The following is a 22203-nucleotide window of genomic DNA, read 5'->3' as shown; positions in this document are numbered from 1 at the left end:
TTGACTCGCTTTGCCACGACGGATTCGCCTATGCCTTTCAAGCCTTCCAAACGGAAGTTCCTGGCCAGGGAGAATTTCAACCCAGGAGTTCATTGAGATGATCATTCGAAGTTCGCTCCCGACAGCCGGCGTTCATTCCTTTTCTGTTCGCCTTGCGATCGTCCTTGCGTCGACTTTGCTGGTATATCAATCGGCGCTTGCGCAATCGAGGGATGAAATCGACCTGGTTCAACGTATTGAGAAGGCCGGCGGCACCATATTGCGCTCGGAGATAAAGCCGGGGAACCCGATCATCTCGGTGGATCTGAGATACACCGACGCCGTCGACGCCGATGTCAAGGGTATCTCGTCGCTGCCGGAATTGATATTACTCATCCTGGCCGGCACGAAGGTGACCGATCAGGTCGTGAACGAAATTCTGAGGTGCGAAAAGCTCGAGACCGTCGATCTGGGCGGATGCTCTGTCTCTCAACGAGCCGTCGTTCGATTGGCCGCCATGAAAAATTTGAGGGATCTCATGTTGGAGGGCGTCGACATCGACGATGATGGAGCGCGAAGCATTGCCGCTGCCAAGCAGATGACCTCATTGCTCCTGAGTCGAACCAAAATTGGCGACGATGGCTTGGATCATCTCACCTCGCTGCCGAACTTGGACAGCTTGAACGTCGCCGGCACGCGGATTTCCAATGAAGGCATCAAGAAGCTTTCGAAGTGCCGCATGCTGAACTACCTTGACGTCAGCGGCACTCCGATCAGCAACGTTGCTGTTGAATCGCTCAAGGAGTGCCGCCGTCTCACGACTTTGTATCTGGATGGAACTCGCATCGATGACCAGGGAATACGATTCGTGCAAGACATGAAGTCGCTCAAGGTGCTTGGCGTCAAGAATACGGACGTGACGGACAAGGCGATTTCAGAATTGAGAATACTTTTGCCGCAACTGCGAATTGAACGTTAGCATGCCATTGGTTGCGTCATCCGGTAGAGGAGAATTCGCGAGGAAACCGGACCGCCATCGGTCGGGCACTCAAGGAGGGTAGCCTGGGGCCTTCGGGGTGCTCGGGCGAAGGCGTGCCCTTCGACCTGCCGAAGCCGTCGGCGCTCGCCCTCGGCCGGGGCGGGCGGGAGAGACCATGAGCGACCTCGAACAGCGGCTCAGGCACACGGCGCAAGAGGTGGGCGGCGTCCGCCTGCACGTCGTCGAGGCGGGATCGACGGACGGCCCGCCCGTCGTCCTGCTGCACGGTTTCCCGGAGTTCTGGTACGGCTGGAGGCGGCAGATCGGCCCGATCGCCGATGCCGGCTTTCGAGTGATCGTCCCCGACCAGCGTGGCTACAACACGAGCGAGAAGCCGCGCCCGCGCTCGGCTTACAACCTCGACCTGCTGGCCCGCGACGTCGTCGGGTTGCTGGATTCGTTCGGCCTTGAGCGGGCTTCGCTCGTGGGCCATGACTGGGGAGGGGTCGTCGCCTGGTGGGTGGCCGCCCGGCATCCCGAGCGCGTCCGAAAACTGGCGATCCTCAACGCCCCGCATCCCATCGCGTTCCGACGATTCATCAAGAAGTCGCCACGGCAGGTACTCAAAAGCTGGTACGCGTTCTTCTTCCAGGTCCCGCGCCTGCCTGAGTCGCTGTTCGGGCTGAGGGACTGGGCGCTGCTGAAACGCGCGCTTCGCCGGACCAGCCGCCCCGGCGCGTTCACCGACGCCGACCTCGGCGAGTACGCCAGGGCGTGGTCGCAGCCCGGGGCCATGTCCGCCATGATCAACTGGTATCGGGCCCCGCCGCCCGACACTTCCCAGGACGCCGAAGCCCGCATCGCCGCGCCGACGCTGATCGTCTGGGGTGCCAGGGACCATGCCCTCGACCGCCGCCTGGCGGAGGAAAGCCTCGCCCGATGCGACCAGGGGCGCCTGGAATTCCTCGAGGAGGCGACGCACTGGGTGCAGCACGAGGAACCGGAACGCGTGAACCGACTGCTGCTGGACTTCCTCCGCAGCGAGACCGGTTGATTTGGCCGGGCACCCAAGCGGGCCGATCTGGGGGATTAAGAGGATCCAGGACGAGGGGGTGGCCTTGGGTGGACGCGACTTGACTGGCACAGCCAGGCTGGTCCATTCGTCCATTGACCAGGTGCTTAAACAGGGCAAGCATGGGGGTCTGATCGGTTTTGAATTCCCGTATGCCGCGTAAATCCTCCTGATTTGGTGCCTGGCCTCTGAGGATCCCGGCCTCTCGGCCTGAGGTTATGGCCGATGCCACTCTATAACTGAGGGCTAGATGTCTGAAGAGCTGAAAATGAATGTCCTGCGGCTCCTGGCCGACGCCACACGGCTTGGGACCTTGAAATGGAGGGCGATCGACCCGTACGAAAACGGCTTCCGCTCGAATGTACGAGGTCGAACCTATGAGGTCCGGTGGTTATATTGGTACGACGAGGATGGTTTTACTATCGACCGGCAATGCCTGTCGGTCTTGTCCAAAAAATGGCGGTGCACATCCGCCTGGGGCACCGAGAGCATGGACTCGGCGACCCGTCTTCTGGGGGAGATAAGCCCAGGAATGCAGGAGCACTTCCGCAGGATTGCGACTGGCTTGGATCCCTTTGGTTGCGACAAATGGTACGAGGAAGCTGAGGACAGTCCTATGCCTGAAAGTGGAAAACCCTCGGCCCTCGGCTTGGACGCGCTCTCTCTGCTCTTGAGACTAACGAGAGAGCGCAAGCTCCAGTGGGAGCGTTCTCAACCACCCGAGAGCCATATTTACTCGGCAAGCCTCGGCGGACGTTCGTTCATGATCGAAATGCTGAGCCCGGCCCTTGGTGAGGGTAACATCCTGGAGGGCTTGGTTGCGCGAGTCTCTACCGGCTCAGGAATCATATGCTTCGTTGCTGGAACACCGGGCATGGATTTCGTTCATGAAATCCTCGCCCTCTGTCAGCCAGAATGGGCAGAACGGCTTGAGACAGAACGAGAAGCGTTGGAGGCCGATCGCAAGTTCCTGCTAGCGTTGACCTCGGCTTGAAGCAGCAATCCGCCCCATAAAACGCCTTGAATGAGCCGTCATTCGCCGGTCGCCATCGGCCCGGCCGCCATTCGGCCGCAATTCGCCAGGCACCCAAGGAGGGTGGCCTGGGGGCATCAGACGATTCGAGCGAAGGGCGAGTGCGGGCTTCGGCACCGCGTTTGCCGTGCTGTCGGGCCCGGGTGCTAGGGGAGGCAGCTTTCGCCCCGCCCGTCTATCTCCACGATCGGGGTCGGATCATGCCGTTCATGCCGTTCAACATCCTCTGGATCTGGTTTCGCGGGCTTCTTTCGATCGCCATCCTGGGCGGGGGACTCTATCTGCTCTCTCGCTGGTACGACGATTCCCGGGTGGTCGAGCGCGTCTCGGTCCCCGCGACGGCCGCCGGGCCGGACGACGTGCGTCGCGATCCTGAAGGGAAGCCCATCGCGACGGAAACCCCCGCCCCGGCCGTTCGGGTCTTCCGGTTCGAGCCGGGATGGAATCGGCCCACGTACGAGCTGGCCGGGGCGCTGGCTTTGCTGGCCTGGGCCTCCCTGGGGCGTTGGATCGGGAGCGGCGTCCGGTCGCTCACTTTGAGGACTGGAGAGGCCCCTTCCGCCGCGCCGGAGGCGGCGCCGGCCCGGCGCGCCGGGGACGACCGCGCCGACGCCCCGCCCGAGCCCGACGTCGACCCGTACGGCGATCGGCACGGCGAGGTCCACAAGGTTCGCCGACCGGACGGGAGCGAGCTTCGCATCGAGTGCTACGGCCCGCCGGACGCCCCGCCGATCGTCTGGTCGCACGGTTGGGGCGCCGACTCCACGGAGTGGTTCTACCAGAAGCGCTTCCTGGCCGATCGGTTCCGGCTCATCGTCTGGGACATCCCCGGGATGGGCCTGTCCAAAAAGCCGGACGACGACGACTTCAGCCTGGAGAACTTGGCGGGCGCCCTGAAGGACGTGATCGCCTTCGCCGGCGAGCGTCCCGTGCTGCTCGCCGGCCATAGCATCGGCGGGATGATCACGCTGACGCTCGCCAGGGAGCATCCCGAGCTGCTGGGGACGCGGGTCGCCGGCCTGGCGCTCGTGCACACGACCTACACCAACCCGGTCCGCACCACGCGGATGGCGGCCTTCTACACGTCGATCGAGAAGCCGGTGATCGTCCCCCTGCTCTACCTGACCATCGGCCTCTGGCCGCTCGCCTGGGCGATGATGTGGCTGAGCTACCTCAACGGCTCCGCCCACCGATCCACCCACAAGTCCTCGTTCTCCGGGAACGAGACCCGCGGCCAGCTCGACTTCATCTCCCGGTTCGTGCCCATGTGTCGACCCGACGTGCTCGCCCGCGGCATGCTCGGGATGCTCGCCTACGACGCGACCGAGGCCCTCCCCAGGATCCCCGTGCCGACGCTGGTGGTGGTCGGCGACAAGGACACGACGACCCCGCCGGAGTGCGGCGACTTCATCGCCGAACACGTCCCCTCCGCCGAGCTGGTCAAGCTCGCGCCGGCCAAACACATGGGCCTGTTCGAGCACCACGGCCCCTTCAACCGAGCGATCGCCCGATTCGCCTCCCGGTGCCAGGCCGGCGAGCGGGTCGTGTGAGGGACGACCGTCCCGGAATTGGGTTCGTTCGCGCCCGTCGGAAACGAAGCCGTCGGACGTAAGGTGTGTTCAAAGGATGTGTTGCGTCTGAGAAGCGTGGGGCGGAATTGGGTTCGTATGGCGGTTTTCCTATCTCGCCTCCCGCCCGGCTCGCTCCCGGGCGGGCCCCTGTTCGGTGGCTGGACCGACTCACGGATTGTCAAAGAGCCTTGGTTCGGCGCGCATCGCCCCAAGGAGAGGATGGCTCCGGTTCGCCGATTGCGGATGTCGGGGGCGATGGAATGGAAACGTGGGCTCGGCGGGTCGGCGTCGATGACGCAACAGGTGTTGGCCAGGCACTTGAAATGGGTGGCCTGGAGGATCTGGGATCGCTCGCGAAACTCCTGAGTGGCCGGCCGGCGGACAACTTCCGATCGCTTCTGATTTCTGGGGAGACGTCAAGCCAGCCTCAGGCGACCGAAGGAACTCGGCCACCGTTCGCCCGATCTCTCTCTGTCGAGCGCCTGACCCCCATCCGGTCCCTCCCCTGAATCTCCTGAAGCCCTCGGACGAGCTTTCTCGGGTGCCTGGCCGATGTCAGCCGGCCGATGTCAGCCCCTTTACTCAGCGATACCGGTTCGCCCCCCGCAGGAGTTCGGCTCGAACTTTGGGGATGAGCATGACGACGTGGAAGGCGAGCAGCAGGCAGATGAAAATGCCGGTGATGATTCCGACCCCATATCCGGATGAAAAGCTTCCGACGATCGCGGCCGAGGCGATCAGGGCCGGGAAGACCTTCTGGCTTTGCGCCTTGAGGTGTCGAGGGTCGCGAATCGTCGCGAGGTAAGCAGAAGCCGCCAGGACCAGGTAGAAGGCGTTGGCGCTCATGGACGAGCCGATCCGCCAGGGGGGGAAGAACGCCAAAACCGACGCCGTGCAGCCGGCGAATGAGAGGGCCGTCATCGCGGTCCGCAGCGGGCTCCACACAAGCGGATTGGTGAAAGGGCCGATCGAGCCGAGGACGATGAGACAGCCCCAATAGGCCACGGTCAGGCCTGCGGCCATGAAACCGAAAGCCTGCTCACGAGCCCAATCTCCAGTGGCATGGACTTCTTCCCGAATGAAGTTCGATTGGCGTCGGGCCGGTGCTCCCCTGGAGCCATTCGAGGTCTCCAGAACGTAGGAGTATTCCCCCGTGCGGATGATGGACCGGCCCTGTCCCCATGACGCGTATCCGACCCCGAAGCACAAGGCCGCGATCAGGAGGCGCTGAAAGCCTTCCACCAAGAGCGAGCGATGGGTAGAGACTCTCACTCCGGTCGCCGGGCCCTTCCTGGGCGACGACTCATCATCCGCTTTCGGACGTCGCTGCACGCTCATGATCCGATCGCCCTTCTGGAGACAGGTATCGATTCGTTGGCCAGGCACTCAAGCAGGATAGTCTGGGGGTGCTAGGAGATTCTATTCAAGACGGGGCTGGAGATGTCCACGTCGAGATTCGCGTCCGCGGAAGCACTTCCTCGTGAAGCGTTTCGCCGATCGCGCGGCCGATCGGCGGGACGGCGTTTCTGGAACGCAAGTGGCCGGACCTGAGCCTCGGTGCCTATCCCGCAGTTGGGTTCGTTCGCGCCTCGTCGAAATGAATCCGTGGGACATAAGGCGTTTAATCAAGGCTTGTTGCGGCGGAAGAGCGTGGGCTGAAATCGGGTTCGTTCGGCGGTTTTCCTGCCTCGCCTCCCGCTCGGGGAGCGAGCTGGGCGGGGCGTTATTCGATGGCGGGACCGATTCACGAATTGTCCAGGAGCTTGGTTCGGCGCGCAGCGCCCCAGGGAGAGGATGGCTCCGGTTCGCCGATTGCGGACGGCGGTTCGGCAGGTCGACGTCGACGCCGTTCCCACCGATCGCTAACCTGGAGGTTTGCGGGGCGGTTGTGGGGACGAGGGGCGGGCCGCGATGTTGCTGATGGCGGAGGAGCAGGACGAGCGGGTCATCTGGGTGGTGGTGGAGCTGCACCGGCCCAAGGGGCGGATCCGAAGCCGGATCGTCTTGCACCTCGGCGAGTATCGGAACCGGGACGAGGCCGAGGCCGCCTTCCTGGAGCGGCTCCAGACCAACCCGGCGCTGCGCGCGGTCGCGGAGCGGTGGGCGGCGCATGCGGAGGACGTGCTCTCTGATCGCAAGGCCAGGGCCCGGTTCCTGCTCTGCGGGGCCCTGACCGGCGGGATCGCAGCGTACGCCGACGAGATGCTCCGCCGTCGCGACCGCGAGGCGGAGCAGGCGCGGATGCGGGCCCGCGCGGCGCTCTGGTCGCCGGGGGGCCCGTCCGCCGCGTTCAGCACGCTCGGCCTCTTCAGCGCCGCGTCGCTCGACGAGATCAAGGCCGCGTATCGTCGGAAGGCCGTCCAGCTCCATCCCGACCGGGGAGGCGACCACGCGGCGATGGTCCAGCTCAACGCCGCCTACGAAGCGGCCGTCGAGTACGCCGCCTGGCGCGGCTGACGGGCCGACTCCCCGCATCGGTATCGGGGAGGTCCGGCGAGACCGGATCACTCCGAAGCGGGCGAGTGTTGGATCGGGCCGGATCCGCGCGCGGCCAGCACGGCCTCGATCTCGGCCCGGTTCCGCTTGCCGCGACAGCGTTGCAGGTAGTCGAGGCCGGATCGGCCGTACCCGTCGAGGATGCTGAAGTCGGCGCCCTGTTCCGCCAGGAGCTTGACGACCCGCCATTTCCCGGCGCGGGCGGCCGAGGTCGTCGGCGTGAAGCCGTCGCGATCGGCATGGTCGACGTCCGCCCCCGCGGCCAGCAGCAATTTCACGATTTCGAGGTGTCCGCGCCCGGCGGCGATCTGGAGCGACCACTGGAGTCGGTCGCGGTCGACCCCCTCCGCCGGGACGCCCTGTTCGAGGAGGCGGCGGACGCCGACCTCGTCCCCCTGCTTCGCCAGCTTCGTAAGCTCGATCAACATCGAAGTGGATCTCCACGAGGAAGTCGCGTCCCGCCGTCAATTGTAGGCGGCCGTCCCCCGGGCGGCGCGGTCCCCCCTGGCATCCCGATCGGGTCGGAGTATCTTCGAGGAGTCGCCCTCCGGCGCGGGGGGCCGCCTTGTTTCCGTGACCCGCCGGGGCTGCATTCATCATGATGAGCGTGCGCAACTGGGCTGCGATCCTGGGGGCCTCGGCCCTTTTGTCGACCTGGGCCGACGCCTCGGAGCCGGGGAAGGCCGCCCCGATCTCGTGGAAGAAGACGACGATCGAGGGCAAGTTCCGCTCGGAGGGGGTCGCCACGGCCGACGTGAACAAGGACGGCAAGCTCGACATCCTCATCGGCGACTCGTGGTACGAGGCGCCCTCCTGGACCAAGGACGACATCCGCCAGCCCGGCGACCTCGGCGACGGCCTGCACTCCTACAGCGAGTGCATGACCTGCTGGGCCGACGACGTGAACAAGGACGGCTGGCCCGACCAGATCGTGATCGGCTTCCCCGGCAAGGCCGCCGCCTGGTATGAGAACCCCAGGGGGGTCCACGGCTTCTGGGAGCGCCACGAGATCTCGCCGAGCGCCTGCAACGAGACGCCCCTCTACACCGACCTGTTCGGCGACGGCCGCCGCGTGCTGGTCATGGGCTGGCAGCCCGAGGGCAAGGAAGACGCCGGCCGGATGGCCTGGTTCGCCCCGGGCGCCGACCCGAAGCAGCCCTGGGAGAAGCACGAGATCAGCCAGGGCGAAGGCGTCCCCGGCACCCAGCGGTTCGCCCACGGGCTCGGCGTCGGCGACCTGAACGGCGACGGCCGCAAGGACGTGATCTGCACCGGCGGCTGGTGGGAACAGCCCGAGCCGGGATCGAATGGCCCCTGGGCCTTCCACCCCGCGCAGCTCGGCGACGCCGTGGCCGACATGATCGCCTATGACGTCAACGGCGACGGCAAGGCCGACGTCGTCGCCAGCTCCGCGCACAGGTACGGCATCTGGTGGTTCGAGCAGGGCGAGGTCAAGGACGGCTCGCCCACGTTCACCCGCCACGACCTGTTCCCCGACCTCGTCTCCGAGACCCACGCCCTGATCGCCGCCGACATCGACGGCGACGGCCTGAAGGACCTGGTCACCGGCAAGCGGTTCTGGTCCCACGGCAAGAGCGAGCCCGGCTCCGACAAGCCCGCCCACCTCTACTGGTTCCGCGCCTCGAAGGGGCCGGACGGGAAGATCGCCTTCGAGCCCAAGGAGATCGACGACCAGAGCGGCATCGGCACCCAGTTCGAAGTCCTCGACTTCAACGGCGACGGCCTCCTCGACATCGTCACCGCCAACAAGAAGGGCGTGTTCCTCCTCGAACAGGTCCGCGACAAGGAGTAAGGCCCCGCGTCGAGCGATCAGGCCTTCTTCCCTAAAGGTGCTCCGTCGAAAACACTGGGCGTCGGCCGTTCCGAAGTGCTTTCGACGGAGCACCCTGTTGGGAGAAGGGATGCTCGCGACGACCGATCGGGGTCAGCGGCCGCCGTTGACGAAGTAGCCGTGCATGCCTATGCCGATCCAGACGGCGGCGGAGGTGCTCAGGACCAGGGCGGCGGCGCCGACGCGTCGGAGGCGCTTGATCTGCCACCACATGACGATCCCGGAGATCGCCCAGAAGACCATGAGGAAGGCCATCACGTCGACGAGGAACGACCAGATCCAGCGCTGGCCGAATTCGGACGGGTAGCCGTGGATCATGTGCAGGCGGAGGAGGAAGCGTCGCGTGGACAGCTCGGCCTGGGAAGCCGGATCGTCGACCGCCCGGCCCGAGACCGCGCCGGTTTGCAGGTTGTAGGTCACCAGCCACGGGCGGCCCTCGCCCTCCATCTGGAACGAGAGCGGCGCGGCGCGGACCTCGGACACGTTCGGATCGGCCAGCCCCGCGCGGGTCAGGACGGCCGGAAGCTCCCGGCGGATCGCGTCGAGCGAAGGCCCGTCGATCGTCACGCCGGAGGCCGCCGCGAACGGCGCGCGGGGCCCGCCGGCCGGGCCGCGACGCTCGCCGGCCTCGTTCTCGGTCGCGCCTACGCCATCGGGCGCGCCCTCGCCGCGTCCCCGTCGCATCCCTCTCTCGCCTTCGGGCGCGGCTTCGCCGCGTCCCCGTCGCATGCCGCCTTCGGCGGGGGCGGCTTCGCCGCGTCCCCGGCGCATGCCTCCCTGTTCGCCCGTCGGCCCGCCCTCGCCTCCGGGACCCCCGGCCCCGCCGGCCCCGGCTCCGGTCGTGGGGGCGGGACGGATCAGGCCGCCGTCGCGGTCCAGCGACACCGTGTAGGACTTGCCGCCGTCGGCCTGGACGGTCGCGGCGAGGCCGCCGCGTTCGAACCGGGCGAACTCGGGTTTGATCAACGTATAGGCGGGTTTTCCTTCGGCGCGGTCGTTGATCGCCGCGACCACCTTCGCCGCCAGGTCGGCGGGCGTCGGCAGGGTCTCCAGCGTCGTCCCCTTCATCGGCTCGCGACCGAACCGGATGATGGTCTGGTCCGGGAAGGCCGTCGGGTGGTTGAACAGGAAGGCGGTGACGCCGTAGAGCAGCACCCACGGATACAGCAGCAGGCCCGCGTACAGGTGCGAGCGGCGGACCACCATCAGCGCGTCCCGGCCCCAGGCCCGTCCCTTGGGCGTCGGGTCTTCCTCCTCCCTGACGGCCGCCCTCACCGCCGCCGCGTGCGCCATCGCCAGCGCCGGCCTGGCCTGGGGAGCCTCCGCGACGACCGAGGCCGAAACCGCACCCTCGTCGGACGCCTGGTCGACGAACTCCGTCGCTTCCTCGACGGCCTGGTCCGCAACGTCACGGAACTCGTGATCCATAAACACGCTCTCTCGGGGGGATGGAAGGCGAAGGATCATCGACGGCCACGCCGAACCCGCCGGGGAGAGGAGGCCCCGGAAGCGAACCAGGCGGCGGCCGCTGGGCATTGAGACTCAGTCTCAGTTGCGACGACTATAGCCGAATCGGGTTGGCCGGGTCAACGATCTTCCCCGGGGCTGGTCCGCCGATTCCCCGGTCCGCGGCCTTGCCGGATAGGATGGGAGTGCAGCGCCGGTCGACGTCTGGGAGCCTGGGAGTGGGGAGGGGTCATGCGACGCGAAGGGATGCGGATCTTGGCGGCGGTGGTCGTGGCGGGGGTGGCCGGGGGCGTGGCGGTCGCCGATCGGGTGGAGACGAGGAAGGGGGCGGTCGAGGGGACGGTGCGGGAGAACGGGGTGCGCGCCTTCCTGGCGATCCCGTTCGCCGAGCCCCCCGTGGGCGAGCTGCGCTGGAAGGGCCCGCGACCGGCGCCGAGGTGGGAGGGGGTCCGGGAGGCGAAGGCGTTCGCCCCGGGGCCGATCCAGAACGCCCTGGTCGCGGCGATGACCGGCGCCCCGTTGAACTTCAGCGAGGACTGCCTGTACCTCAACGTCTGGACGCCCGCCGGGACCGCCGACGAGCGGCTGCCGGTGATGGTCTGGATCTACGGCGGGGCCTTCGCGATGGGCTCGACCAACGTCCCGCTCTATGACGGCGCGAAGCTCGCCGAGAAGGGGGTCGTGGTGGTCTCGATCGCCTACCGAGTCGGCCCGCTCGGCTTCCTGGCGCACCCCGAGCTGAGCCGTGAGGGGGGCGGGGTCTCGGGCAATTACGGGCTCCGCGACCAGGTCGCCGGGCTGGAGTGGGTCCGCGACGAGATCGAGGCGTTCGGCGGCGACCCGGACCGGGTGACGATCTTCGGCGAGTCGGCCGGCGCGATCTCGGTGAGCATGCTGGCGGCCTCGCCCAGGGCGAAGGGGTTGTTCCACCGGGCGATCTCCCAGAGCGGCGGCTCGTTCGCCCCGGCCAAGCTCGCCGACGAGGGGGGGCTGAACGTCCGGCCCCTGAAGCTCGCCGAGGCCGAGGGCGAGCGGTTCCTCGACGACCTGGGCGTCGCCGACCTCGCCGCCGCCCGCGCCCTGCCGGCGGCCGACCTCCTGAAGCTCCCGCGCTGGTGGTGGCCGAACTTCGACGGCGACGTCCTCCCCGGCGACCAGTACGAGCTGTACCGGGCGGGCCGGTTCCACGATACGCCGATCCTGATCGGCGCGAACTCCGACGAGGGGGCGATGTTCGTCCGCCCCGGCCCGTCGACGAGCCCTGAGAGGTTCGCCGAGCTCGTCCGCGCCGGTTATGGGGAACACGCCGAGAAGGTCCTCGCCGCCTACCCTCACGCGACCCCCGACGAGGCGTTCAAGGCGACCAAGGACCTGTTCCGCGACTCGGTCTTCGGCTGGAACACCTGGGCCTGGGCCCGGCTCCAGGCCGAGAAGGGGGCGAATCCGGCGTTCGTCTACTACTTCGACCGCCGCTCGCCCAGCTCCCCCGACGGCTCCTCGCACGCGGCCGAGATCCCCTTCGTCTTCCGCAACCTCGACGCCCTCGGCGGCCTCTTCGGCCCCGCCCCCAAACCCGAGGACGTCGCCGCGTCCGACCTCATCAGCGCCTGCTGGGTCAACTTCGCGAAGACCGGCGACCCCAACGGCGAAGGCCTCCCCCCCTGGCCCCCCTTCGCCCCCGACGACCCGAAGGTCCTCCACCTCGACGCCGCCCCCTCCGCCCGGCCCGTCCCCAACCTCCCGCAATTGCAGGCCCTCGACGCCTACTACGCCTGGCGGCGCGAGCGGGCGAACGGGAAGCCCTGATGGAGCGACCGCGACCGCGTCGGCGCCGCCGAGGCGAAGATCCCATTCAGCGATCGAAGTCCGCATCCCAGAGCGGGTGATCCTCCGGCCTTGGCTTGGGTTTGGGGTTCAGGATCGGCGGCCTGGCGTAGCGGTCGGTGCGGAACAAGTGGGGGAGGAAGCGGCTCGTATTCCCGGTGATCGCCCCGTCGTCCTCGCGAACGCCCAGGCCGCAGGCGTGGCCGTCGACGATCCAGCTCCCCAGGACGGCCTGGCGGTCGCCGTCGCTCCAGAGGGGTCGGTACTCCTGGTAGATGCACGGGCCGTCCGCGTAGTCGCCGTCGGTCTCGGCGACGATGCGGCCGTCGCGCCGGATCGAGACGTTCGCCCCCTCGCGCGAGTAGAACGGCTTGACGACGTGGTCGCCCGCCATCGGTTCGAACGACGCCCGCAGGAGGTAGGGGCTCTCCGGGAACATCTCGTAGAGGATCGGCAGGATCGCCTTGTTGCTCAGGACCATCTTCCAGGGGGGCTCCAGCCAGCGCGTGGCCGCGGACGGGAGGTGGCGTCCGAACTCCTCGCGGAGCATCCACTCCCAGGGGTAGAGCTTGAAGAGGGCCTCGATGGGGCGTTCGGCCAGGTCCGTGAAGGTGCCGCGCCCCGCATGCCAGCCGATCTCCGCGACCGCCAGCGTCTGGGTCTTGAGCCCCGCCTGCATGGCCGTGTCGCGGAGGTAGGCGACCGTCATCACGTCCTCGATCGCATCGTCCTGGACCGCGAACGCGACCCGGGCGCCTCGTTCGCGTCGGAAGCGCCGCCAGGCCTCGATCAGGCGCTCGTGGATGCTGTTGAACTGGTCGAAACCCGCCGACTTCGAGTCGTCCTGAGCCGCCAGGAGGTCCTTCATCCAGAACCACTGGATGACGGCGGCCTCGAGCAGCGAAGTCGGCGTGTCGGCGTTGTACTCCAGCAGCTTCGGCGGCCCGCAGCCGTCGAAGGCCAGGTCGAACCGCCCGTAGATCGTGTGCTCGTCGCGTTCCCAGCTCTCCGCCACGAAGCGGTGGAAAGGAGACGGGACGTCGAACTCGCCGAGCCGGCCGTCAGCGATCACACGTTCGACGGCGGCCAGGCACATCTCGTTCAGGCGGTACGTGGCGGCCTCGATCTGGTCGATCTCGCCGGCCTCGAACAGATAGTAGCCGGTCTCGTCCCAGTACGGCCGGTCGTCGAGCGAATGGAAGAGCAGCCCCTTGGATTCCACCGCCGCTTTCCAGTCGGCGCGAGGGGGCGTGGCTATGCGGAGCATCGCGGCCTCTCGAATGGCGTCAAAGAACTTCGCCGACCGTCAAGGATTAGGGGGGAAGGCCGTTTTCGTTGGAGGCCCGCCGAAATCCGTGAGGGTCGGGTGCGACGAGGAACGGACGGGTCGCGGGGAAGGCGTCCGGCGTCAGGACGACGCGGAGGCCCCGCCGAAACCGCCGAAGCCGCCCCGGGCCGAAGACCCGACCGATGCGCCGGAGGTCCCGCGGCCCGCGCCGCCTCGGCCGATGAGGAGGGGGACCCGGCCCGCGTGCGAGGCCCCCCCCTGCGAGGTCTGCTCCCGCTCTTCTTCCTCGCGGTCGGTCCTCGACGAGCAACCGCCGAGCAGGAGCGTCGAGCCGATCAGGGCCAGGGAAATCGCCGTCGTGGACTTTCTCATCGAAATGGCCGCCATCGCTTTCCCAATAGATAGAAGGAGTCTGGGGGGCCCGTCGCTTCCGTCTCGAAACCGTTCGAGAATCCGCAGTGGGTGTTCGCCGGCCGCCGCAACAGATTAGGCGGAATTCGTCGAAACGTCTTCGATGCTTCCTCGACGCGCCGCGGGTCTTGAATTCCTGGTTGAAATCGGCCTGGGGTCATCGCTGATCCGCTCGATCAGCCCTGGCGATGAATCGGGCCAGGAGCGAGCCCGCGAACCCCGTGAGCATCACGTCCAACGCCTGCGACACGTGCCGGTAGTGAATGAGCGGACTTCCCCCCGACGCCGCTGGGTTGAGCTGAGGACGGAAATGCGCCGCGAGCAGGGCGAAGAATGGTCGGGGATGTCCATCGATATCCCCGACGGCCTGCGACGTCAGCAGCCAGACCAGCAAGGCCGCCCATCCGGCGAGGGCGAACCCCGCCCAGGCCGCTCGATCCTTGCGGACGGAGGCCGCCACGGCGCTCGTGCAGACGGAGAGGATCGCGAGCGTGAACGTCAGGCTCGCCCAGAGGTCATTGGCGTTCCCCAGGGCGGCCAGGACGAAGCACGACAGGAACACGAAGAGCATGGCCCCGGCGATGGAGAATTTGAAGTTGAAGGAAGGCATGTTGGAGTCCTGGAGAGAGATTCCGGTCCAGGCCAAGGTCTTGCCGGGCGGCTTCGCGAATCGTCGGAAACGGTCCGAACGGGTCGGCTCGCCTGGTCCCGACCGCCGTTCGGCCGATGGGGGTCGGCCCTTGGCTCTCGACCCTCCTCGCGACCCTGTTCGGTGCGGGTATTGAATTCTTGATTGAAATCGGCCTGGATGGGTCGGACAATCGAGGCTTGCGACGAAGATGGCGGCGCACGTGGTTCGCGGGGTCCGGAAGGGGCCCCGGCGGGGCGTCGCATTCGAATGGGATCGCGGGAGAAGCGCACGATGGAATCGACCCGTCACTTCAGGGAGCGAAGGCGGCCGGGGGCCTGGGGGCTCGCGCTCGCGATGGCCGCGGGCTGGGCCCTGTCGGCTTCGGCTTCGGCCGTGTTCGCCGCGGACGGAAGGGACGGACGGCTCCCCGACCCCAACCTCGACCTCCCCAAGGGGTCGCACATCAGCGTGATCGGCAACACCCTGGCCGACCGCATGCAGCACACCGGCTGGCTCGAAGCCATCATCCACGGCCGGTTCCCGGCGCACCACCTGACGATCCGCAACCTCGCCTTCTCGGGCGACGAGTTGACCACCCGGCTCCGCTCGGCCGCGTTCGGCACCCCCGACGAATGGCTCACGAAGAACCAGACCGACGTCGTCTGCGCGTTCTTCGGCTACAACGAGTCGTACGGCAACCTCGCCCAGTTCCGCACCGACCTTGACGCCTTCATCAAGCATACGCGGGAGCAGAAGTACAACGGCCGGACGGCCCCCAAGCTGGTGCTCTTCTCGCCGATCGCCTTCGAGGACCGGCACGACCCGTCGCTGCCCGACGGCAAGGACGTGAACCTCCGCCTGGAGCGGCTGACGGCCGTCATGCGAGACCTGGCCGAGGCCCGCGACGTCCGGTTCATCGACCTGTTCCAGCCCAGTCGGAAGCTCTACGAGGACGCCAAGACGCCGCTGACCATCAACGGCCTCCACCTCACCTCCGAGGGGGACCGCCTCGTCGCCGAGGTCGTCGAGCGCGCCCTCTTCGGAAGCAACAAGAAGCAGGACGCCGAGCGGTTCGCGAAGCTCCGCCAGGCCGTCCTGGACAAGAGCGACATCTGGTTCAACCGCTACCGGACCGTCGACGGCTACTCCATCTACGGCGGCCGGGCCGACCTCGCCTTCGTCGAGAACCAGACGAACCGCGTGGTCGCCCAGCGCGAGATGGAAGTCCTCGACGTGATGACCGCCAATCGCGACGAGCGGATCTGGGCGATCGCCGAGGGGGGGGACAAGCAGGTCGACGACTCCAACACCCCGCCGTTCATCCCGGTGGTCACCAACAAGCCGGGCGAGGGCCCCAACGGCGAGCACCTGTTCCTGAGCGGCGAGGAGGCCATCACCAAGATGACCCCCGGCAAGGACCTGAAGGTCAACCTGTTCGCCTCCGAGGAGACGTTCCCGGACCTCGCCAACCCGATGCAGATGACGTTCGACGCCAGGGGGCGGCTCTGGGTCGCCTGCTGGGTCACGTACCCCCACTGGAAGCCGAAGTCGCCCCGGAACGACAAGATCCTGATCCTGGAAGACACCGACGGCGACGGCAAGGCCGACAAGCAGACCACCTTCGCCGGCGACCTCCACTGCCCGACCGGCTTCGAGATCGTCCCCCAGGGGGTCCTCGTCGCCCAGGCGCCCGACCTCATGCTGTTGAAGGACACTGACGGCGACGACGTGGCCGACGTCCGCGTCCGCGTGCTCAGCGGCCTGGACTCGGCCGACACCCACCACACCTCGAACAGCTTCCGCACCGGACCCGGCGGCGACGTCTACTTCCAGGAGGGGACCTTCCACCACTCCCAGATCGAGACCCCGTTCGGCCCGCCGGTCCGCCTGGCGAACGCCGGCGTCTTCCGCTATGAGCCCCGCTCGCAGAAGATCGACGTCTACGTCACCTACCCGTTCGCCAACCCCCACGGCCACGTCTTCGACCGCTGGGGCCAGGACTTCGTCACCGACGGCACCGGCAACGTCAACTACTTCGCCGCCGCCTTCTCCGGCCACCTGGACTTCCCCGAGAAGCACCGGTCGATGAAGCCCTACTTCCAGCAGCGCACCCGGCCCTGCGGCGGCACCGAGATCCTCTCCAGCAAGCACTTCCCCGACGACTGGCAGGGGGACCTGCTGGTCGCCAACGTGATCGGCTTCCAGGGGATCCACCGCTACCGCTACCAGGACGAGGGCTCCGGGTTCACGGCCGTCGAGCAGGAGCCGCTGGTCTTCTCCAGCGACCCCAACTTCCGCCCGGTCGACATCGAGACCGGCCCCGACGGCGCGGTCTACTTCGTGGACTGGCAGAACCCGATCATCGGCCACATGCAGCACAACCTTCGCGACCCCAGCCGCGACGTCGTCCACGGCCGGGTCTACCGCGTGACCCACGAAGGTCGCCCGCTCTCGCCCCCCGCCGCCATCGCCGGCCGTCCGGTCGCCGAGCTGCTCGACCTGCTCAAGTCGTCCGAGGACCGCGTCCGCTACCGCACCAAGTTCGAGCTTTGCGCCCGAGACGCCGACGAGGTCCTCCCCGCGCTGGCCGCCTGGGTCGAGGCGCTCGACCCGGCCGACCCCGACCGCGAGCACCACGTCCTGGAGGCCCTCTGGGTCCACCAGACGTATGACGTCGTGAACCCGGACCTCCTGAACCGCTGCCTGGCGTCCCCCGACCCCCGCGCCCGCGCCGCGGCGGTCCGCGTCCTCTGCTGCTGGCGCGACCGGACGCCCGAGGCGCTCGACGTGCTCCGCAAGCTGGCCCGCGACGAGCACCCCCGGGTCCGCCTGGAAGTCGTCCGCGCCGCCAGCTTCTTCACCGACCCCGACGCCCTCGACGTGGCCCTGACCACCGCCGAGAGCGCGACCGACTACTACCTCGACTACGCCCGCGGCGAGACCCTCCGGGCGCTGGAGCCCCACGTCCGCAAGGCCCTCGGCGAAGGCCGGACGATCGAGTTCCGCAGCGACGCCGCCGCCCGCTACTTCCTCGACCGCGCGGCGCCGGAAGACCTCCTCCAGATGAAGCGGTCCCGGCCCGTCCTCCGCGAGATCCTCTTCCGTCCGGGGCTCCGCGAGGAAGACCGCCGTCAGGCCCTGGCCGACCTCGCCGCGCTCGTCGGCGAGACCCCGGCGAAGGTGCTGGTGGAAGACCTCGCCGCCAGGGACGCCGAAGGCGCCGGCGGCCTCGACGAGGCCGTGGCGATGGAGCTGGCCCGGATGCTCGGCGACCGCGACCGGGCCGAGCTGGCGGCCGTCCGCCCCCAGGCCGAGGCCCTCGCCTCCTCGGGCAAGGCCCCGATCGTCCGCCGGATCGGCTACGCGGCGATGATCGCGGCCGACGGCTCGGCCGACCCCGCCTGGGCCCTGGCCGTCCGCTCGATCGCCTCGCTCCGCGACTTCCTGGCCGCCACCCCCCTGATCCGCGACTCGCTCGTCCGGTCGGACCTCCACGCCCGGATCGAGCCGCTGCTCCGCGGCCTGCCGGACGGGCTCTCCGCCGAGGCGGGCAAGGGTGCCGTCGGCCGCTTCGTCCGCATCGCCCTGCCCCGCCGGGGGACGTTGACCCTGGCCGAAGTCGAGGTCTTCAGCGACGGCCGCAACGTCGCCCGCCAGGGCAAGGCTTCGCAGAAGACCACCGCCAATGGCGGCGACGCCGCCAGGGCCATCGACGGCAACGCCTCCCCCACATACGGCGGCGGCGGCCAGACCCACAGCCAGGAGGGGACCGACGACCCCTGGTGGGAAGTCGACCTCGGCGCCGAGGTCCCCATCGAGGCGATCGTCGTCTACAACCGCAACGAAGGGACGCTCGGCTCCCGGCTCCAGGGCTATGAGCTGACCGTCCTCGACGGCTCCCGCAACGTCGTCGACGAGCGCAAAGGCCTCCCCGCGCCCGAGACCCAGGCCCGCTTCGACTACGACGGCGACGGCCCGGCGGGCCTCGTCCGGCGCGCCGCGATGGACGCCCTGACCACCCTGCGCGGCCATGAGGCCGAGACCTTCAAGGCCCTCTCCGGGTTCATCCGCGAAGGGGTCGACCGCCGCGCCGCGATCCTGGCGATCCAGAAGCTGCCGCCGGCCTCATGGCCCGACGACGAGCTGAAGCCGCTGGCCGACTCCCTGCTCGCCGAGGTGGCCAAGATCCCCGTGGCCGACCGCCGCACCCCCGCCGCGCTCGACGCCTTGCAGCTCGGCGACCGGATCGCGGCGAGGCTCCCGGTCGACCAGGCCAAGGTCGTCCGCAAGGCCCTCGGCGACCTGGGCGTCCGCGCCATCCGCGTCGGCACCGTGCTCGAACAGATGCGGTACGACGTCGACCGGATCGTCGTCCAGGCCGGCAAGCCTGTCGAGTTCGTCTTCGAGAACGTCGACGTCATGCCCCACAACTTCGTCATCACCCAGGCCGGGGCCCTGGAGGAAGTCGGCCAGCTCGCCGAGGCCACGGGCCTCCAGCCCGACGCCATGAAGCGGCAGTACGTCCCCCCTTCGGACAAGATCCTGCTGGCCAGCAAGCTGCTCCAGCCCCGCGACGTGGAGCGGATCAGCTTCACCGCGCCGACGACCCCGGGCGTCCTCCCCTACGTCTGCACCTACCCCGGCCACTGGCGCCGGATGTACGGGGCGCTCTACGTGGTGGAAGACCTGGACGAGTACCTGGCCTCGCCCGAAGGCTACCTGGCCGCCCACCCGCTGCCGATCGCCGACGAGCTGTTGAAGTCGACCCGGCCGCGGACCGAATGGACGTTCGAGGACCTGCAACCCTCGATCGCCCAGCTCGACGCGGGCGCCGGCCGGTCGTTCCAGAACGGCCGCCAGCTCTTCCAGCTCGCCTCCTGCGCCACCTGCCACCAGCTCGGCGGCGTCGGCGCCGCGTTCGGCCCGGACCTCGCCGCGCTCGACCCCAAGCAAGGCCCGGCCGACCTGCTCAAGAACATCCTCGACCCCTCGGCGAACATCAATGAGAAGTACGCCGGGTACGCGATCGGCCTCGAATCCGGCCAGGTGCTCACCGGCCTGATCGTCGAGGAAACCCCCGAGACGATCAAGCTCGTCGAGAACCCCCTGGCCAGCGTCGTGCCTCGCGAGATCGCCAAGGCCGACGTCGCCGACCGCGCCAAATCCAGCGTCTCGATCATGCCCAAGGGCCTGCTCGACAAGCTGACCCGCGAGGAGATCGTCGATCTCGTCGCCTACATCGCCGCCGCCGGCGACCCCAACCACCCCCTCTTCCGCCACGACCACGCCGCCCACGGCCCAGACCACGGCCACGACAAGGGCCACGGCCAGGCCCATGCCGCCGGCTCCGGTCACTGACCTGGCCCGACCTCTCCCCCGCCGCCTTCCCCCCATTCGCGGGGGAAGGCGGCCCGAGAGCCCTCGGAGTCTCGCCATCCTTCCTTCCCCGCTCGCGGGGGAAGACCAGCGCGAGGGCCGTCGCATCCTCGGTCCGTCCGCGATGATGGTCCCCCGCATCCGGCCTTCGGCCGCCTTCCCCCACCAGGGGGGAAGGCTTGTCTGCGCGAACATCTCTTGCCCCCCGCTGCGCACGGGATTGGCTTCGATCGCGCCGGGTGGGAAGTCGATCCGTCGGGTGTATAGTCAAGAAGCGCATCGTGTTGTGTTGGTTTTTTGGATTTCGGGATTGGCTTCGTTCGGCCGTTTCGGCCTCGCTCGCCGCGAGGAGTTTTGCGCCGGCGTGGGGCGCGCTTCGAGGTTCGGGACGCCAGGGAGCGTGGGGCGGCTAAAGGGATGATGCGGCCGGATCGCCGATCGCGAGCGCCGGGCGTCTCGGGAAAACGACGGGGTCCGAGAATTCGGGACCTGCGGGGCGTGTCGATGCAGTAGCCTCTCATGAAGGGGGGGCGACATGTCGGCATCGCGATGGCGGACGGGGCGGGAGGTCGAGCGGCTGCTCCGGGACGGCGTGGACCAGCCCGGGGGGGACGCGCGGCTCTTGCATCGGTTCCTGGCGGAGCGGGACGAGTCCGCCTTCGGGGCGATCGTCGACCGCCACGGGCCGATGGTGCTGGCGCTTTGCCGTCGGTATCTCCGCGACCCGGCCGACGTGGACGACGCGTTCCAGGCCACGTTCCTGGTCCTGGTCCGCAAGGGGGGACGCCTGCGAGACGGCGCCGCCCTCTCCTGCTGGCTCCACGGCGTGGCCCGCCGGGTGGCGGTCCGGGCGCGGGCCGACCTGCTGAAGCGTCGGGCCCGCGAGGGGAGCCCGGCGCGGCTCGACGCGGCCGTCGCCTCGCCCGCGCGGGGGGGCGACGACGCGTTCGAAGCCCTGCATCGCGAGCTGGCCCGGCTGCCGGAGAAATACCGCGCCCCGCTGGTCCTCTGCCACCTGGAGGGTCGGACGTACGACCAGGCCGCCGCCGAGCTGGGCTGGCCCCCGGGCACGGTCCGGAGTCGGACGGCCAGGGCCCGCGCGCTGCTGCAAGGCCGCCTGACCCGGCTCGGCGTCGACGCCCCCGCGTGCCTCGCGCTGGCGAAGGCGGACCCCGCCGCCCCCCTCGTCCCGTCGTCGCTCGTCGCGGCGACGGTCGACGCCGCCGGCCGATTCGTCGGCCCGGCCTCGTCCCTCGCGACGTCAGCCCCCTGGCCCGCCGCGGCTCTGGCCCAAGGAGTGATCGCGACCATGTTCCCATCCCCGTGGAAGCTGCTCGGATTCGCGGGCGTCTCCGTCGGCCTGGCCGCCGGCGCGGTCGCCGTCGCCGCCGGTTCGCTCGCCCCGGCCGCCCAGGACGGAGCCCCGGAGCCCCAGCCCCCCACCGCGAAGCCCGCCGACCCGCCCGCCCCGATCCCGGTCGAACTGCGGATCGACGCGCTGGAGGCGAAGCTCGACCGGATCGCGGAGATGCTGGCGAAGCCAGCCACCCCCCTGCCCGCGAGGATCGTCCGACAGCCCCGGGCCGACGTCGCCTCGACGGACGATCAGGCCGCGCCCGGCCCGAGGAGCCTGCGCGAGATCGAGGCCCGACTCATCAACGGCTATCAGAGCCGCCAGCTCCGGCAGACCCTCTTCGAGCGAGCCCTCATCTCCTGGGACGAAGTGGAGGCCGTCGTCCAGCAGGTCCGCATCCTCCTGGGCCGGCTGCTGGACATGCAAGACGAGTACGAGTCGGCGCAGAGGGCCCTCGAAGCCGCGAAAAAGGAGGTCGACGAGCTGGATCAGGTGCGCGCGGTCCGCTGGGCCCAGCTCAAGGCCGTCAGGGGGGAGTCCTACAAGACGATCGAGGAGCAGGGTGAAAAGGTGGCCGCCGCATCTCGGGCCATCCAGGAGGCGGAAGACCGGCTCGCATCCGCGAGGCGGGACGTTGCGACGCTGCAACGCGAACTCCGACCGCTCGAGGAGCAATCGGGGACGGTGAGGAAGCTGATCGCCTGGACGAAGGAGCATTTCCCGGACGCGAAGTTGACCATAGAGGACCTTCCGTGAGCGGAGGTATGGAAAGCGCCCGGCTCCCTTGCCGGGTCGGCGCCCCCGCGATATCGTGATGCACGGATTTCATCGTTCAGGCATCCCCTCACCTCCGGTCGCTCGCGGAGCCTC

At 68.5% G+C, this 22203-nt stretch carries 15 protein-coding genes; 9 read left to right on the top strand and 6 right to left on the bottom strand.

The window, feature by feature from the left end:
- Positions 1 to 97 precede the first annotated feature (97 nt).
- From VT85_RS10295 to VT85_RS10280, 4 genes are all read left to right on the top strand, one after another.
- Complete coding sequence (locus VT85_RS10295) at positions 98 to 958, top strand: leucine-rich repeat domain-containing protein (protein WP_068414264.1); 861 nt, start codon at positions 98 to 100, stop codon at positions 956 to 958.
- A 175-nt stretch (positions 959 to 1133) separates the two neighbouring features.
- Positions 1134 to 2012, top strand: coding sequence for an alpha/beta fold hydrolase (locus VT85_RS10290; RefSeq protein WP_068414261.1), 879 nt, complete (start codon positions 1134 to 1136; stop codon positions 2010 to 2012).
- A gap of 268 nt (positions 2013 to 2280) precedes the next feature.
- Positions 2281 to 3024 (top strand): hypothetical protein, encoded by a 744-nt coding sequence (locus VT85_RS27535; RefSeq protein ID WP_156512792.1) that lies wholly within the window; start codon positions 2281 to 2283, stop codon positions 3022 to 3024.
- 239 nt (positions 3025 to 3263) lie between these two features.
- Positions 3264 to 4613: an alpha/beta fold hydrolase gene (locus tag VT85_RS10280; RefSeq protein ID WP_068414254.1), complete on the top strand. Its 1350-nt coding sequence runs from the start codon at positions 3264 to 3266 to the stop codon at positions 4611 to 4613.
- 603 nt (positions 4614 to 5216) lie between these two features.
- Here VT85_RS10280 and VT85_RS27530 read toward each other — a convergent pair.
- The gene (locus VT85_RS27530) at positions 5217 to 5972 is read right to left on the bottom strand and encodes a hypothetical protein (RefSeq protein WP_156512791.1); all 756 of its coding nucleotides are present in this window, start codon (positions 5970 to 5972) and stop codon (positions 5217 to 5219) included.
- A 573-nt stretch (positions 5973 to 6545) separates the two neighbouring features.
- On the opposite strand from VT85_RS27530, the gene VT85_RS27525 reads away from it, so the two are divergent.
- Positions 6546 to 7091 carry a DnaJ domain-containing protein gene (locus VT85_RS27525; protein ID WP_068414249.1) on the top strand — a complete coding sequence of 182 codons (546 nt, stop codon included), beginning with the start codon at positions 6546 to 6548 and terminating at the stop codon, positions 7089 to 7091.
- 47 nt (positions 7092 to 7138) lie between these two features.
- Here VT85_RS27525 and VT85_RS10265 read toward each other — a convergent pair whose 3' ends face one another.
- The gene (locus VT85_RS10265; protein WP_068414247.1) at positions 7139 to 7558 is read right to left on the bottom strand and encodes an ankyrin repeat domain-containing protein; all 420 of its coding nucleotides are present in this window, start codon (positions 7556 to 7558) and stop codon (positions 7139 to 7141) included.
- 170 nt (positions 7559 to 7728) lie between these two features.
- Here VT85_RS10265 and VT85_RS10260 point away from each other — a divergent pair, with 170 nt between their 5' ends.
- Positions 7729 to 8943, top strand: a complete 1215-nt coding sequence (locus VT85_RS10260; RefSeq protein ID WP_082858503.1) for an FG-GAP repeat domain-containing protein — start codon at positions 7729 to 7731, stop codon at positions 8941 to 8943.
- 132 nt (positions 8944 to 9075) lie between these two features.
- Here VT85_RS10260 and VT85_RS10255 read toward each other — a convergent pair whose 3' ends face one another.
- Positions 9076 to 10410: a PepSY-associated TM helix domain-containing protein gene (locus tag VT85_RS10255; RefSeq protein ID WP_068414246.1), complete on the bottom strand. Its 1335-nt coding sequence runs from the start codon at positions 10408 to 10410 to the stop codon at positions 9076 to 9078.
- A 270-nt stretch (positions 10411 to 10680) separates the two neighbouring features.
- Here VT85_RS10255 and VT85_RS10250 point away from each other — a divergent pair, with 270 nt between their 5' ends.
- Positions 10681 to 12255 (top strand): carboxylesterase/lipase family protein, encoded by a 1575-nt coding sequence (locus VT85_RS10250; protein ID WP_068414244.1) that lies wholly within the window; start codon positions 10681 to 10683, stop codon positions 12253 to 12255.
- Positions 12256 to 12301: 46 nt separating this feature from the next.
- Here the strand turns inward: VT85_RS10250 and VT85_RS10245 are convergent, their stop codons facing one another.
- The 3 genes from VT85_RS10245 to VT85_RS10235 all read right to left on the bottom strand — a co-directional run bounded on the left by VT85_RS10245 (position 12302) and on the right by VT85_RS10235 (position 14582).
- Complete coding sequence (locus VT85_RS10245) at positions 12302 to 13540, bottom strand: glutathionylspermidine synthase family protein (protein WP_082858502.1); 1239 nt, start codon at positions 13538 to 13540, stop codon at positions 12302 to 12304.
- A 141-nt stretch (positions 13541 to 13681) separates the two neighbouring features.
- Positions 13682 to 13933 (bottom strand): hypothetical protein, encoded by a 252-nt coding sequence (locus tag VT85_RS10240; RefSeq protein WP_156512790.1) that lies wholly within the window; start codon positions 13931 to 13933, stop codon positions 13682 to 13684.
- A 196-nt stretch (positions 13934 to 14129) separates the two neighbouring features.
- Positions 14130 to 14582: a hypothetical protein gene (locus VT85_RS10235; protein ID WP_156512789.1), complete on the bottom strand. Its 453-nt coding sequence runs from the start codon at positions 14580 to 14582 to the stop codon at positions 14130 to 14132.
- A gap of 312 nt (positions 14583 to 14894) precedes the next feature.
- Between VT85_RS10235 and VT85_RS10230 the strand changes: the two genes are divergently transcribed.
- Both VT85_RS10230 and VT85_RS10225 read left to right on the top strand, forming a co-directional pair.
- Positions 14895 to 19961 carry a PVC-type heme-binding CxxCH protein gene (locus VT85_RS10230; RefSeq protein WP_197491201.1) on the top strand — a complete coding sequence of 1689 codons (5067 nt, stop codon included), beginning with the start codon at positions 14895 to 14897 and terminating at the stop codon, positions 19959 to 19961.
- 553 nt (positions 19962 to 20514) lie between these two features.
- Positions 20515 to 22089: a sigma-70 family RNA polymerase sigma factor gene (locus tag VT85_RS10225; protein ID WP_068414224.1), complete on the top strand. Its 1575-nt coding sequence runs from the start codon at positions 20515 to 20517 to the stop codon at positions 22087 to 22089.
- Positions 22090 to 22203: the final 114 nt, after the last annotated feature.

Origin of the sequence: Planctomyces sp. SH-PL62 (genome assembly GCF_001610895.1) — a bacterium.
Lineage (GTDB): Bacteria > Planctomycetota > Planctomycetia > Isosphaerales > Isosphaeraceae > Paludisphaera.
This window is presented reverse-complemented; position numbering and strand designations above follow the sequence as displayed.

Coding starts and splice junctions, on each gene's coding strand:
- VT85_RS27525 (WP_068414249.1), top strand. CDS start 6,546: ATGTTGCTGATGGCGGAGGAGCAGGACGAGCGGGTCATCTGGGTGGTG.
- VT85_RS10225 (WP_068414224.1), top strand. CDS start 20,515: ATGTCGGCATCGCGATGGCGGACGGGGCGGGAGGTCGAGCGGCTGCTC.
- VT85_RS10230 (WP_197491201.1), top strand. CDS start 14,895: ATGGAATCGACCCGTCACTTCAGGGAGCGAAGGCGGCCGGGGGCCTGG.
- VT85_RS10260 (WP_082858503.1), top strand. CDS start 7,729: ATGATGAGCGTGCGCAACTGGGCTGCGATCCTGGGGGCCTCGGCCCTT.
- VT85_RS10290 (WP_068414261.1), top strand. CDS start 1,134: ATGAGCGACCTCGAACAGCGGCTCAGGCACACGGCGCAAGAGGTGGGC.
- VT85_RS10245 (WP_082858502.1), bottom strand. CDS start 13,540: ATGCTCCGCATAGCCACGCCCCCTCGCGCCGACTGGAAAGCGGCGGTG.
- VT85_RS10240 (WP_156512790.1), bottom strand. CDS start 13,933: ATGAGAAAGTCCACGACGGCGATTTCCCTGGCCCTGATCGGCTCGACG.
- VT85_RS27530 (WP_156512791.1), bottom strand. CDS start 5,972: ATGAGCGTGCAGCGACGTCCGAAAGCGGATGATGAGTCGTCGCCCAGG.
- VT85_RS10280 (WP_068414254.1), top strand. CDS start 3,264: ATGCCGTTCATGCCGTTCAACATCCTCTGGATCTGGTTTCGCGGGCTT.
- VT85_RS10255 (WP_068414246.1), bottom strand. CDS start 10,410: ATGGATCACGAGTTCCGTGACGTTGCGGACCAGGCCGTCGAGGAAGCG.
- VT85_RS10250 (WP_068414244.1), top strand. CDS start 10,681: ATGCGACGCGAAGGGATGCGGATCTTGGCGGCGGTGGTCGTGGCGGGG.
- VT85_RS10235 (WP_156512789.1), bottom strand. CDS start 14,582: ATGCCTTCCTTCAACTTCAAATTCTCCATCGCCGGGGCCATGCTCTTC.
- VT85_RS27535 (WP_156512792.1), top strand. CDS start 2,281: ATGTCTGAAGAGCTGAAAATGAATGTCCTGCGGCTCCTGGCCGACGCC.
- VT85_RS10265 (WP_068414247.1), bottom strand. CDS start 7,558: ATGTTGATCGAGCTTACGAAGCTGGCGAAGCAGGGGGACGAGGTCGGC.
- VT85_RS10295 (WP_068414264.1), top strand. CDS start 98: ATGATCATTCGAAGTTCGCTCCCGACAGCCGGCGTTCATTCCTTTTCT.